9 protein-coding genes are annotated in these 14,306 nt (G+C 52.2%); 6 read left to right on the forward strand and 3 right to left on the reverse strand.

All coding sequences use genetic code 11. From position 1 onward, the window contains the following. Nucleotides 1-19: 19 nt before the first annotated feature. The 4 genes from EYC79_RS06240 to EYC79_RS06255 all read left to right on the forward strand — a co-directional run bounded on the left by EYC79_RS06240 (nucleotide 20) and on the right by EYC79_RS06255 (nucleotide 4,399). Nucleotides 20-2,302 (forward strand): polysaccharide biosynthesis tyrosine autokinase, encoded by a 2,283-nt coding sequence (locus EYC79_RS06240; protein WP_245495202.1) that lies wholly within the window; start codon nucleotides 20-22, stop codon nucleotides 2,300-2,302. 7 nt (nucleotides 2,303-2,309) lie between these two features. After that, on the forward strand, nucleotides 2,310-3,008 hold the full coding sequence (locus EYC79_RS06245) for a hypothetical protein (protein WP_130977467.1): 699 nt from the start codon (nucleotides 2,310-2,312) through the stop codon (nucleotides 3,006-3,008). Nucleotides 3,009-3,084: 76 nt separating this feature from the next. Continuing rightward, nucleotides 3,085-3,297, forward strand: coding sequence for a KTSC domain-containing protein (locus tag EYC79_RS06250; protein WP_062597541.1), 213 nt, complete (start codon nucleotides 3,085-3,087; stop codon nucleotides 3,295-3,297). Nucleotides 3,298-3,829: 532 nt separating this feature from the next. Continuing rightward, nucleotides 3,830-4,399, forward strand: a complete 570-nt coding sequence (locus tag EYC79_RS06255) for a transposase (protein WP_165456970.1) — start codon at nucleotides 3,830-3,832, stop codon at nucleotides 4,397-4,399. A gap of 182 nt (nucleotides 4,400-4,581) precedes the next feature. On the opposite strand, the gene EYC79_RS06260 is transcribed toward EYC79_RS06255, so the two are convergent. Then, nucleotides 4,582-5,886 (reverse strand): HlyD family type I secretion periplasmic adaptor subunit, encoded by a 1,305-nt coding sequence (locus EYC79_RS06260; RefSeq protein WP_130977469.1) that lies wholly within the window; start codon nucleotides 5,884-5,886, stop codon nucleotides 4,582-4,584. 3 nt (nucleotides 5,887-5,889) lie between these two features. Further along, nucleotides 5,890-7,659 carry a type I secretion system permease/ATPase gene (locus EYC79_RS06265; RefSeq protein ID WP_418122067.1) on the reverse strand — a complete coding sequence of 590 codons (1,770 nt, stop codon included), beginning with the start codon at nucleotides 7,657-7,659 and terminating at the stop codon, nucleotides 5,890-5,892. A gap of 1,637 nt (nucleotides 7,660-9,296) precedes the next feature. Here EYC79_RS06265 and EYC79_RS06270 point away from each other — a divergent pair. Next, entirely contained in the window at nucleotides 9,297-10,022 is a 726-nt protein-coding gene (locus EYC79_RS06270; RefSeq protein ID WP_245495203.1) for a transglutaminase-like cysteine peptidase, read from the forward strand. Between the two features lie 775 nt (nucleotides 10,023-10,797). Here the strand turns inward: EYC79_RS06270 and EYC79_RS06280 are convergent. Then, nucleotides 10,798-11,565, reverse strand: a complete 768-nt coding sequence (locus EYC79_RS06280; protein WP_130977471.1) for a metallophosphoesterase family protein — start codon at nucleotides 11,563-11,565, stop codon at nucleotides 10,798-10,800. 1,387 nt (nucleotides 11,566-12,952) lie between these two features. Here EYC79_RS06280 and EYC79_RS06285 point away from each other — a divergent pair. Beyond that, nucleotides 12,953-13,573, forward strand: coding sequence for a sugar transferase (locus EYC79_RS06285; RefSeq protein ID WP_236760387.1), 621 nt, complete (start codon nucleotides 12,953-12,955; stop codon nucleotides 13,571-13,573). The last annotated feature ends 733 nt before the right edge of the window (nucleotides 13,574-14,306 follow it).

Raw genomic sequence — 14,306 nt, forward strand, 5'->3', positions numbered from 1 at the left:
TTGCCACTTGGAGTATCCTGTGCAGTCACCCAATAGTAAATCGGGCTCGCAATTTGTATGGGAGGACAACGGGCCGCTTGTCAGTTCAATTGACCTTGATCGCGCATTCGCGATCATTCGGCGGCAATGGAGAGTGGTCGCGGGTATCACGCTGATTTCCATGCTGTTGGGCTGTGCATATGTTATCACCGCGGTTCCTCGTTATACTGCTACAGCCAGTGTGCTCATCGGCGGTTCGCCGGAAGGTCTCGTGACGAGGCTTTCGATGGACCAGGCCGCGGCAGATGATGATGCGACTATCTTGAGCCAAATCGAGATTTTGAAATCTGACACGATCGGCTTGGCCGTCGTCAATAAGTTATCGCTCTCGACAAATGGTGAATTCATGGCCTCTTCGGGAGGCGCGGTCGACACGCTGAAGCGTGCGTTCAACGTGCTCCTGGACTTGCCCTCTCTGTTTGTGAGTTCCGACCTGGCGCAGACTGACGAAGAAGAAGCCAGTCGCGATGCATTAAACGTCCTGCAGAGCAATATGACCATTGCGCGCGTGGGAAAGTCTTACGTCTTGGATGTCAGCTTCACCTCACCGAACCGGGAGATGTCCGCGACGGTTGCGAATGCGATTGCCGACATCTACATCAACGACAAGCTCGAGGCCAAGTATGAGGCGACGCGTCGCGCCAGTGAATGGTTGCAAACGCGCATCGACGAACTCAAGCAAAAGGCTCTGGAAAGCGATCTGGCGGTTCAGAAATACCGTGCTGAAAACAACCTTTTGGCGACAGGGAACGGCCTGCTCGCTGATCAGCAGCTTGCACAATTGAATAGTGCTATGATTGTTGCGCAAGCGGATACTTCGAAAGCCCAAGCGAAATATAATCATATCCAGGAAATACTGAAGTCTGGTCAGTCCGATGCTATCGTACCCGAGGTGCTTGAAAGCTCGGTGTCCAACGAACTCCGCCAAAAGTATCTTGCAGCGTCTAAGCTTGAAGCTGATATCTCTTCGCGGCTCGGTCCGAACCATATTCGTGCGGTTCGCCTTCGCGAAGAGATGGCAGAGTACCGCCGCCTGATGTTCGAAGAGCTAAACCGTATTTCGGAAAGCTATAAAAACGAGCTCGATGTGGCTCGTTCTCGTGAGAAGTCACTTGCCGATAGCGTCACTAGTGCCAAGACTGAAAGTGCATCGGCGGGGCAGAGCAGCGTACAGCTGCGTGAATTGGAACGTTCAGCGGAAACATATAGAAATCTCTATCAGACATTCCTACAGCGATACCAAGAAGCGATCCAGCAACAGTCCTTCCCCATAACAGAAGCGCGTATCATAACCCGCCCGGTTAAGCCGCAACGCCCCAGCTATCCGCGAAAGTTGATGGTCATTGCACTTTTTGGCATCTTTGGTGCTGCGCTTGGGTCTGGATTTGCTGGCATCCGTGAAATGCGCGACCGTTTTTTCCGGACGGGAGAGCAAATTCGGGACGAAGTTAATCTGGAGTATTTGGGCTCCCTTCCGCGGCTCGAAGACAAGCCTCTCGGCTTGACTGTTATCGATAATACAAAGAAACGAAATCTGCAGAAGACTGGGACACTTGCCAGTTACGCCATCGATCACCCTCTCTCGGTGTTTGCCGAGACACTTCGCAGTGCCAAAATGTCGATTGACATGCGAAAGGCGGGTGAGGGTGGCCGTGTCGTCGGAATCGCATCGACCCTTCCAGGAGAAGGGAAGTCCACCGTCGCGCTCAATCTCGCTGAATTGGCGGCGTCTCAAGGTTCCCGGGTGCTGCTGATCGACTGCGATTTCCGGAATCCAGGAGCAACGAAAGCCGCTGGATCGCACGCTGAGGTTGGGCTTTTGGAAGTATTGATTTCCGGTGCACGGCTTCAGGATGTGATCCTTCAAAGCGAAAAAACTGGTCTGTCGTTTGTGCCTGCTGTTGTTCGGCACCGAGTACCGAACTCATCCGAACTTTTGTCTTCGCGAATGATGCGTAACGTCCTGGATCTCGCTCGTTCTAAGTTTGACTATGTCATTCTTGACTTGCCACCCTTGGCGCCCGTTGTTGATGCACGTGGTATTGAACCGCTCATCGATGACTTTGTGTTTGTCATCGAATGGGGCAGGATTTCTCGGCGGATTGTTTCGACGACTTTGGGCAGAGACGAAGAGATCCGTTCAAAATGCGTTGGCGCCATATTGAACAAGGTTGATACAAAGAAAATGAAACTCTACGAGACGCATGGCTCGGAGGCGTATTATATGTCGCGATATACGTCCTACTATTCTGAGGCGAGCTGACGTTAGAGTGAAGCTGCTGTCCGGTGCACTTGTTTTAATTGCAGCAACGTTGGTTTTTGCTGTCGCGGCGAATGAACTTGCCAGGACGCTCCGATATGTCGACCTTGTGTATGTGAACGAGAAGTTCGAGGGCAGGGGCGAACGTGCTAACTCCATCATTCACGAATACGCATCCGTAGCCGAGAAAGTGTCGATGCGTGGCGAGTGCCGCTCTGATATCTTAGATGCTGCGGTCGGTGTCGTTCTTGCGGATCTTGATCGGCTAAACCCTGATACAGACTACGAACGATGGGTGGAGTCGGCAGCTCGCGCGCAAAACGTGGTCGAACATGCTGTACGCTGTGCACCGTTCGTCTCCGATTATTCACTCAGGCTTGCTATGATCAAGAGAGCTGCGGGTGAGGAGGCTAGCCAGCAAGCTACTTTGATGTCCAGGGCTGTAGAACTTGATCCCGCGAGCATGCGTGGTTTGCGCAGTCGATTTGCGCAATGGCGAAAGCTGGATGCGGCCAGTCTCAAGGCAGCGGAGCCCGCTCTCACGAGAGACCTCACTACCCTGTTAGGTTACGCATCGCCCGCGACAGTTCGCGAGCTGCTGAAGCAGCCAAGCCCCACGCTATCTAGTTATATCTTTAGCGTTACCATGCATCTTCCAGAAGAACGTCGTCAGAGACTGGAGCGGTGGAAAGTGTTACCGAAAACTTAAACGCATGCGCTCAGTTTGCTTGACTTTTTTGCGATGCAACGTAACCTATGCTGCATAGCAAACAGGAGGCTGTCTCATGAAAGTACTTCTGAAGTCGAAGTTGATTGAAGGCGTGGACTATGATGAGAGCGCGAACCGCCTAAAGATCTTTCTCACAAACGGTCAACGCCGCGAATATTGTGATGTGCCGCGTGACGTCTATGAAGGTTTCGTAGACGCAGAGTCACCCGGTAGTTACTATGTTAGACAGGTGAGGGGCAATTTCTCCCACAACGTTCAACACCAGTGAGATGAATTAGAGCATCGATCGACTAACCTTAATCGCATGGATTCCATTTTTGGACGATCACTGATTCCCTTCAAATGGGGGATCGTCACGGGGTCGGTTTCATTCGTTTGATATTTGCGCACGTGTTGTGGCGGTAAGTAACTGCCGCCAGTCGTGTCGGTCTGCGGCACGGCAGTTCCGCGTCAGCGAGAGCGCTGCAATCAAACTTGTTCGGCGTCATGCGGTGAGCGGCACGATCAAGCCGTTGGGGTAGGGGTGCCCGCCGGGCAGCGAAGAGCTTTCTCCCTATCTATCTTTGCTGATCGCCAAGGTCGAGCGCAAGCCCGACATCACTATGCCGGAACTGACTGACAAGCTTGATGAAGCGCGTGGCGTGCGGGTTTCGCCTCGTCGCTGTCGCAAGGCCTGCTGGCTCAAGTGTTCACATAAAAGCGCCCTGATGGCATCGGAACGCGCACGCACGACGGTGCAGCTGGGGGTCGTTGTGTCTCGACTGCCAAACGTCCGCCTGGGATGAGACTGGAGCCGCATTGTGGTGTTTTCAGTGACGAAACATCGTGAACGCCAAGATAGTGCAGTTGCGCTGTCGCTGCCACGTTGGCGTTTAGAGGTGCCGTTCGGTATTGGGGAATACCTCAAGACCGCCACAGCGAACTCAAAGCTGGATGAACCTTGGGGGCAAAGTCACACAGACCTTCATTGCCGCACTGCGTTGTCATGGCCTGACTGCGCCATGATTATCCATCACCCCATGAACCGCGTCTTGTTCGACACCTACATCCAGACCCAACTTGTACTAGCGTTTGAGCGCGGCGACGTGGTCATCCTCGACACTCTCGCGGTTTACAAGAGTACTAAGGCGGCACAGGCGCTGACAGAAAAAGGCGTATGCTTTCTGTTCCTGCCGCCCTGCAGCCCAGATCTCAATCCCATTGAGATGGCTTTCTCCAAGATCACGGCCCACCTGCGCGCCGCAGTCGCAAGGACCTTCGAGACCGTTTCTAATGCTCTCGGATCAATCTGCATCTCTTCGACGGAGCCGAGTGTTGGAGCTATCTCAAAGCCGCGGGCTATGCATCCGATTAAACGCGCGGTGCTTTAGACATTTCAATCGGCTCACTCGGCTCCAGTGACAACGCTCTTGCGGTAGCGTGCTCAAGTATATCCTTTTCATTGGAAGGTCCCACCGGTGCACGCGCGCGCACTGAGCCTAGAATAACGTACTCAGGGGGAGGTACGCCTTGGCGTGCAACGAGTTTTGTGTTGGGCTCGATCTCTACGCAGTCACTCTTCCCGGAAGGCGTGTTTCATTTGATCGGTAAGTGGTTTAGCGAAGTAGGACAGCGCCTGCCGATCGGCGGTTTTGATAAATACTTCCGCAGGCATGCCGGGATAAAGGCTCTTGCCGTTCAGGTTCTCAAGACTCTCGATGTTCGGAACAACGCGGACTGCGTAGTAAGATTGCCCACTCTTCTGGTCTATGATGATGTCCGGGGAAACCGAAGTGACGTTACCGGTGACTTCTGGAGTGGTTTTTTGGTCGAACGCAGTGAAGCGGATATCTACCTGTTGGCCGAGCGTGATTTGGTCAATACTGCGGGCAGCAATGCGGGCCTCAACTGTGAGTGCTCGCTGGTCAGGTGCCAAAAGCATAAGAGGTTCGCCAGGATTTATAACGCCACCAACAGTGTGAACGGCGAGCTGGTATATTTTACCATCTAACGGCGCTCTGATATCTAGACGTCTCAGCTGATCTTTACCCGCCACCTGTCGCTCTTCGAACTCAGCAATTTTCCCTTCTGTATCGGCAAGGTCTTTGGCAATCTCGGATCGTCTATCCTCGTCCAACTGGAGAATTTGAAGGTCGATTTCACTGATTTTGCCTTGGGCTTGAGCGCGTGAGGCGAGGCGTTCTCCGCGGTTGCCGCTTAGTTCAACCTTCTGCCGACGCAGACTGTTCACCTTCTGCAACGTAACGAGTTTTTGCCTGTACAATTCTTCCGACGCGTCTAGTTCCTGGCCAACAAGTTTTGCGCCATCATCGATCGACTGGAGTTGTATCGTATCTCCCTCGATCTCGGCAGAGAGCTGGTTCTTTCGTTCCTCCAACTGTCGACGCATGCCAGCGAGCGAAGCAACGCGGCTCGTAAAAAGCCGTACCTCTCCTTCTACCAAGTTTAGATCTGCATCGGGCTCAAGACCGTTCAAGTCAACATCGTTTACGGTAAACTCGGTGGCGCCACTGCGTTCTGCGATAAGTCTACTGCGCCGCGCGTACAATTGAGCCAAACTACTATTGATGATGCCCAGGCTCGCTCTGATGGAGGTCGCGTCAAGCCTTAAGAGGAGATCGCCTGCTTGAACATGATCGCCTTCCTTAACGACCAATTCAGACACGATCCCACCGGTCAAATGCTGGATTTTTTTGACATTCTCATCAATTATGACCATACCGTCTCCGACCACGGCGCCGGAAAGCGATGCCGTCGCAGCCCACCCGCCAATGCCGAAGACCAATACTGCGCCGAGAAGCCCCACTATCAAGACATGACGCTTTATTGAGGTAAGGGAGTTCGTGTTGTCATTCATGAGTTAAGCCTCTGACCCATCAACGACCTTCAATGTAGGTGCGCGCTCCAGAGTTACTGGCCGTTCCTGCTTCTGAAGTATCGAATTGATCACGTCTTCTTTTCTTCCGAAAAGCTGCATCTGCCCGTCTTTTACCATCATCACGTGGTCGACGCCGGCAAGTGCGCTCGGACGATGGGCGATGACGATCGCTATCCCGCCGCGGGCACGTACGCTAAGAATTGCAGCAGTCACCGCTGCCTCACCATCTGCGTCCAGGTTCGAGTTCGGTTCGTCGAGAACAACTAAGAACGGATCACCGTAAAGCGCGCGAGCCAGACCCAAGCGTTGACGTTGCCCTGCCGACAGCATGTTTCCGCCGGTGCCTATTTCCGTCTCGTAACCTCGGGGGAGTTTTAAGATCAACTCATGTACGCCAGCAGCGGTTGCCGCGGCGATGATGGCAGAAGGGTCCGCATCCCGACGGAACCGAGATATATTCTCCGACACCGTCCCTGAGAAAAGCTCAATGTCCTGAGGCAAATATCCGATATGAGACCCAAGCTCGACGTCGCTCCATTGATTGAGCGCAGCGCCGTCAAGACGAATATTCCCACGATAGATTGGCCAAACGCCGGTCAGAGCTCTAGCAAGAGATGATTTTCCCGAAGCGCTCGGCCCTACTATCCCCACAGCACTGCCAGCGTTAAGTCTGAAGTCAACCCCTGCAATCAGCGCTTGGGATTGCCCAGGTGCGCCGCTCACAAGGTTGTCTACGGACAGTGATCGGCGAGGAGAGGGTAGCAGCATGGGGAAAGGCGCGGCGGGGAATGCCTTTAACAACTCTTTCATACGCCGCCAGGCCTGCAGGGTGGCGGCATAGGCTCGAGCGTTGGCAATTGCCTGCTCGACGGGAGCCAGCGCGCGCGAGGTGAGGATCGATGACGCGATAATTATACCGCCCGATGCTTGGTTCTCAATCACAAGAACGGCGCCTGCTGCGAGTACAGCAGATTGAAGCACCATTCTGAAAATCTTTGAAACGGTCGCGTAGGAATTCGCTACATCTGAATTTCTGCGGTAAGCCGCCCGGTAGGCATCATTTTGCGAAACCCATCGATTGGCGAGCGTATCGGCCATTCCCAAAGCCGTGACGATCTCCGCATTTCTTTGCGCCGCCTGGATATCGGAGGTTCGCCTGTTGCTGAGATCGTGTATTTTTTGTGCGGATTTCTGCGTGCTTTTGTTCGCTACCAGCGTCAATACTGCCAGGATGATGCCGCCGACAATTGTCATCGCACCGATAAGCGGGTGAAAGAGAAAGCAGATCGCAACGTAGAACGGGATCCAGGGCAAGTCGAAGATGATCGTCGGGCCCGAACCGCTTAAAAATGTTCTAAGCTGATCAAAGTCCCGCAGAAGCTGCAGTCCGTCGCCGCCGGACCGTAGTTTAAGTGCGCTTCGAACAGTCGTGCTGAATATGGCCCTAGCCATCATCTCGTCGAAAACGCCGCTGATGCGAACCAGAATTCGATTACGAGCAATCTCGAACGCCGCGTGGAAGGCGTACAGCATCAGGGCAAGCACACCAAGCGCCACGAGTGAGGCAATACTCCTGCTTGGGATAACTCGATCGTAGACCTGCAACATGAAAAATGACGCAGTGAGGTATAGGATGTTGACCAGAGCGCTGGCAACTCCCACTGCAACGACTCCAGGTCGACATTTTTTTATTATCTCAGCTATAGGATCGGTATAGTCCGATGTATTGCTTCGAGAATTAAGTGTTTTCACGCCAACCTCGCGACGGCACGATAGCTATGCTACTGACAATGTACCAAAAAGCTAAAAGGGTAATAGGTATGCTTATTACTGTTCATAACTGAAAGTTATAATATTATCCACAAAACAAAATGTTGTGACTGAAATAAATATGGTTTTGGTAAATCGGCATCGGTCCAACGTTCATCCGTGGATAAAACCGCTTTGCAATTGTCTGTCTTAAGTTTTTCGACGGTACTATTGTTCGCCGGCAGCAGTAGCCAGGGCGGTGGCGGGAACATCGGAATCCGGGATGCGCTGGGTTTAGGTTTATACTTCTGTCAACCTCGTCAAAATCTCTGTCTAGCAATCCTTCGTATTGCAACTGGCGTAACGAAAAAGTCTTTAGCCTGCGCTTCGCCGCAGTGCTCTCTCCGCCGTCACGTCGGGATCATATGCGAACGGTTGCAACTTTAATTTCGACGTCGGATACAAACTGACATCTACCGAGTTTCTGAGCATCGCAAAAGCGTCGCATGTACTCGGCTAGCGCAGTTATCATCGAAAAGTCCCGCCACGCTATTGATTACATGAGGTGGGGTAGTTGCACTGCAGTCAGTGAAGGCGGCCTCTTCTTTTTAAAGGCGTATACTACCGACACACCGCGTTCCCGTAAGAGTCGACGACACAGCTGCGATGCGTAGCCCCCGAATTTCCTGACTTAGCCCCGTTTGGATCGCGAGGAAGGGGACGAACCAGTCTTGGAGAGATTTGTCCAGGCTGAGGCGGAACATCGAAATTTTGGTTGCCGTAAGTGCCGGTAACGCCTCCATCGAGGCTCTTTTGTTCCTCATAGTTTGGGTATTGCTGCTGTTGCGCGGCTGCGCTTCCAAATAAGAGGCAAGACCAGACAATCCCTGGAACGAGTATACTGACAACTTTTACCGACTGCATGCTTGATCCTGTCCGGGTTGCTAGGCCACGTGTGATGAGCTTTTTGCCAATCGAGCATTTCCAGTTTCTCAAACACCCAGCGTAGCGCCATCTATCCAACTAGAAAATTCACTATGTTGTGGTTTTAAAAGGGTAGAGCCTCCCAAATGCAGCCTCTATCGAAATAAATACACGAATTTGCTCTCGCGAATAGGTTTTGTGGACGGTCGCCGCGGAGGTGTGGGTCAGATGAGTTCTCACTCTTTCCTATTGTATCACAAGTGCTTCTGAAAAGTTGCGAGGCAAATTCCGGTTCAAAAAAGTTTCTTGCGTTGTTGGTCATTTGCTTGAGAACCCCGGAATGTCTTTACGCGCCGCCATAAACAGCCTGGTGACGCCTTCCGCGTGACGACAGAGAAGAGCAATCGTCAGGCGATGTTTCGAAGATAGGCATGCCTGCTTATCAAGCAGGGATAAACTATCGATACAACGCGCGAACATAAGGACCGGAGCATTTCCGACACTGCCGAATGGCGCCTGAGTGTCGGCAAGTGCGTATCAATCCGTCAGGAACATTGTGAATGAATGATGATCAGCGAGCCGTTCTGAGAGTGTAACCACGATGGCGAAGAACATAATTCCCAAAAAAACGCATCTCCATAAAATTTGAACATTTCTCACCACCAAATCTGCAGAAGGCGTGCGGTACTTATTGCGACATAACAGCGAGGTGTTCCATGTCTCTGCCAGTGATGTCGAAGAAAATCCGGTCAAATTTTTGCGTGCTCGTTAGCGCCGTGATTGCGTTCTCATCAGCGCCGGAAGTTGCAAGGGCATTCGGGCCCTCCGGCGTACCTAAAGAGTTTGGCTCTGATGTTGTCCGAATGCTCGAACAGGAGGGGACACTGGCGCCCTTCGCGAGTGTCGTGTTCTGCATGAAGGCGCCAGAACAATGCCGAAAGGTTGGCGGTCAGAGCATAATGGATCTGGATGCGGAGCGAGGAGCGCAGCTGTCGAGGGTAAATTCGACTGTCAACAGATCCATCCGGCCTGTTAACGACCGATCTGGTACGGACGACTGGGAAGTAGATGTCAAAAGCGGCGATTGCGAGGATTTTGCGCTGACAAAGCGCAAACAGCTTATCGAGCTTGGCTGGTCGTCCTCGAGTTTGCGTATTGCTGTGGCGCTAACCTCCAGCGGTGAAGGGCATGCGGTCCTTATCGCAAAGACATCCGCCGGTGACCTCGTGCTCGATAACCGCACGAGTGCGATCATGGACTGGCGTAAAACCGACCTGAGGTTCCTGAAAGTGCAGTCGCGGGACAATCCCAAGCAATGGCAGAATGTTGGTCAAAAAGCTAAGCTGGTCGCCTCCGCGCCCAAGAAAGTTCGCACTGCGACAGCGACGCTCAGGAGAGCGGATCCAGTGCTTCGCCAAGCATCTGATATCGGCAATTATTGATTTTTGCCATTCTCAGGTAGCTGGTCATAGCAGCCTACACTGGTGCATGCCAATCGGCGCTCTGCAACCAATGCGGCTTGCCCAGCAGAAACGGGCAGTTAAAAAACTGGCGGATGACAGACGGTAACTATTTCGGTGCGAGGAACATATCGATACTCAACGATGAGGTCGCCGCATTCAAGGGCCTTACGACGTTCGACGTAAGTGGCTCTCACGGGACGCTCGTATCGGACATATTCTCGTTTTCGCTGCGGCTCGTAATTTTGGATCATGTCGGCTGCTACCGCAGGAAGCGGAAGCAAGACAGAAAGGCTCAAAATGCAGATGGTGCGCAATCGCATAATTTTCCCCGTGAGCTAGAATAACGAAATGATTTTAAATGAGCTTGATTTGCGTATCGCTGGACGAGTCAATTTCTGAGCGTGCGGTTTGTTCCACGTCGCTCGCTTCAACGATCCAATTTTTACGGCTTGAGTGAGCGTTTTTCGCCTTCTCGCTCAGGCGGCGTAGGTCAAAAGCCGCTTCAGCCGGGCCGGCGAGCCAAGATTGCCTGGGACCAAGCTGATTGCGAGATCCTGCCATCCGCGCCTGCGAAATCGATTTTCAAACCTAGCTTCGCACAGAGTTGCAACTTGAATCCTGCGGCGGTCGAAACGCGTGGTGGCCTGACCCCATTTGCGTCGCGGCACGCTGAAGCCTCTCGATTTGTATCGCGCTCGTCAGAGAAGAGGAGACGTTCTCGGTCTTAGCGAGAATTCCACTCTCCATGAGTTGCTCAATTCGACGCTTGTGTTGTCGAGAACTTCGTCCCGACAATCCTAAGAACGGTAAGCTTACCGGTTGCGACTGCCGCAGTGTCTATGCCAAGTCGGGCATTCCCGATATTCACAGTGATGCCAGGAGTGTGCCCGTGGATCACGAAGATCGGTAACTGTGGTCCATCCTCCAGGAAAGGTTCGCGTATCCACATAAGGTCGTTATCTGTCTGCGACGCGAGGGCCACACCAGGTCTGACGCCGGCATGCACGAAGAGAAGATTATCGATCTGCAATGATACAGGCAGAGCTTCTAGTCTTGAAATGTAGGCGGTTGGTATAGTCTCTCGGACGACGTGATGTAGCCCTTTTAATCCAACCCTTTTTAGCACATTTTCAACATCTATCCCGAAAGAGGTTAGTGTCGCGCTGCCAGCAAATTCCAGCCAAGCATCAATTGGCAAGTCGCCACGCACCATTTTGACGAGTTGGTCGTCATGGTTGCCGCACAGGGCAACGTCCTCAATTTCTTCTGATATCGGTTGGGTGAGCAGTTCCAAAACGTCTCGACTTGCCGGCCCCCGGTCTACATAGTCTCCAAGCAACACGACAAGCTTTCGTCCCGGATAGCCCTGCGCATCGCGCGCGATTAAACGGCGTGCTGCCCTGAATGCCGATGCGCAACCATGTATGTCGCTTATTGCGTATAGAGCACTGAAATCCGATCCACGCATCGTCAACCTGGACCTCGGGGCAGCGGGCGCCGTACCAGAGCGGAAACGCTTCATCAGGTGGCGGTGAAACACTCCAAAATTACATTTAGGAAACACGTGTAATGATCCGTATCGATGCCGAAGCTATCTCGAAGCAATGATGTTCGAGGGAATCGATCCTGTTTTGAGGCGGCCCTGTCGGATTGATTGGAGCATCGTGTTCGGCGATTCCATCACCTGCACACCTATTGCGTGCAGGCATACCTTCAGTATCGCCGCTTCTTTATCACCTGTGGCGATGAAATCAAGGCGCAGAACACGAGGTGAGCGCTTTCAGCCAGCACACGATCGGATAGGTGCGACAAGGGAAACCTTGAACGCCTGCGCGATTGGTTCACCGTCACGCGCGCTCGATTATGAAGGCCCCTGGGCGCAGGCGCTTTTAGGGAGTCACCATAGCAATGCTATTGCGCCGACAGCGACGGCCCACATCGCCAGCGAAATGCTAAGTAGGATTAGGTAGTTACGGAATCGCCGTGTCATAAGCGAGACAATGCCTCGACTTTAATCTCAGTAGAAGCGCGGGTCATCATCATGTCTAACGCTCGGTTAACGGCTATCGAGGACCTGTAGCTTTTCAAGACATGTCGGCCTCGGGTCACTCTGATTCAATTGAACCGGTTTCCCGGCATTCCTGCTTGTCGAGGATCATTCGGTGATTGTTTCTACAACTCCTCGTATCAACTACGAAAGAGTGGTCTGCGTCTATTGGCTGATGTTGCGGGTTTGAATTCGGCCCCTTTGTGGGGAGTGACGTCAAGGACCACCTTCCCCACGGATCGCGGTCGAGCTGGCGTGAATTCGATATCGGCAGTATAGGCAAAAGGAAGAATGACTTATCCTACTCGACGCTCTGACAGCGCGCCCCGCACCTCAAGCGGCTGTGAACTTAGGATGGCGATCGCTGGTCTCGTCGGAAAAGAACCAGATGATCTATTTGGCTCCTTAGGCCGACTTGTGGAGACGAGACACGGGCTGAAGAGAAAAGATCTGCAATCCTGCTTGGCCTCCAAGCCTAGACTTGAATCTTCGACGTCCCCAAGGTTTCTGTCGAACAAACCGCAAATATTCCGGGGCTCAATCAGGAAGCTCTTCCAGAGCGCCGCAAATGTAGCTTCATCTTGTCCTGGCACCATAAAGTCTTCGTAGTGATCTAAAACTGCATAGCATGTCTTCGTATTTTGCAAGCTAAAACAGGTTAACCAATCTTTAATTTTGGTACTGACAGTGTTACAGAGTTAGAATATAAAGCCGATGAAAGTAACTTCAGCGATTATTTTAGCGGTGCGTCATATGTGCGCAATGTGGGGCGACAAAAATGTCAGACTTCCAATCAGGTGAGTGTGTTCTCGGGACTCTGGATTCCAGTCCGGTTGAAGTATTTCAGCCGTTTTCCGTCCAGATGTCCCAAAAGAATATTTCGCATTTAGCTGCAAAACGATTTCTCGATATAGTGTTAGCTACGCTCGCCCTTATTGTGCTGGCGCCGCTTTTATTGACAGTTTTTTGCTTGATCAGATGTGAAAGTCCTGGCGGGGCACTCTTCACGCAGACCCGTTGGGGGATGAACGGGAAGAAAATCAAGGTCTATAAATTCCGTTCTATGTACACAGACAAAGGCGATCCCAGTGGGGTTGCGCAGACCGTTGTAGGCGATCCGCGGATCACAAAGGTGGGGCGCTATCTGCGTCGTTTTAACGTCGATGAACTGCCGCAGCTCATCAATGTCATTCGTGGTGATATGTCGGTTGTCGGGCCACGCTGCCACGCCGTTGGTATGTTTGCAGCCGGCGTACCGTATGAAACCCTTGTTCCTGAGTATCATCAGCGCCATGCGATGCGTCCAGGTCTCACAGGGCTTGCCCAAATGCGTGGTCTGCGAGGGCCTACAGATCGTCCTTCGAAAGCCCGCGCCCGGATTAATGCCGATCTTCATTACATCGAAAATTTTTCTTTTTGGCTCGATTGCCGAATTATCGTCGGAACCATCTATTCGGAGATGCAGGGCGGTAACGGCTTCTAGCGTAACCATCTTCATCAGCCAAAACTAGATTTGGCTGATGAAGGTAGCTTAGGTCGATCGTGAAGTGTACGAGAACGCATCTATTTTTGCCGCTGTCCTTCCGACCACGAGTACTCCCAGAACGAAGTGATCAAGTGAGGCGTTTGCGAAAGAGGCAAACTCAAGAGCTCACGTATTTGACTAACTCGCTTGATGTTGATCTGGCACAAATGTGCCTTTTGTTCGGGATCGGCTCAGAAGTCTGGGACGAGCGCATAAATGCCTTGATCGGCTGAAACCTGAGTTCGTTAATCGGCCGCACTGAGCAGAGGCTTCGGTGAGCGGAGACTTTGGATCCTGCGGATCAATGCCGCCCTGTCGGTAGGCCTAGAGGTTCAGGCTCAGGTGCATGCCAAAATGTTGTGGTCGAACTTGTTGGCACCGCCAGAACGTTCTCCTAACGCGTGAAGAGATTTGCGGGCGAGCGTAAATTTTAAAGGAAATTTTTACTTTATTTCAAAGTATTATCTGCCTTTAAATAGTTATGGTAAATAGTTCTTCGCGCTGTGTAATAATCTGTTAACAAGAAAATAGGAAGAATAGCGTCGTCCGTTAGTTTAGAGTCGGTAATGACGTTCAATTCAGACAAAATTTACTCCTGAGTGACAGCCTGATGGCTCTCAAGGAGTCTCAGCCGTGTCACTCAAACTTCGAAATATTATTCTCGCTGTCGCGACGTCCCTCGTCATGTGGG

This window comes from Agrobacterium cavarae (assembly GCF_004310285.1).
In the GTDB taxonomy this organism is placed as follows: Bacteria; Pseudomonadota; Alphaproteobacteria; order Rhizobiales; family Rhizobiaceae; genus Agrobacterium; species Agrobacterium cavarae.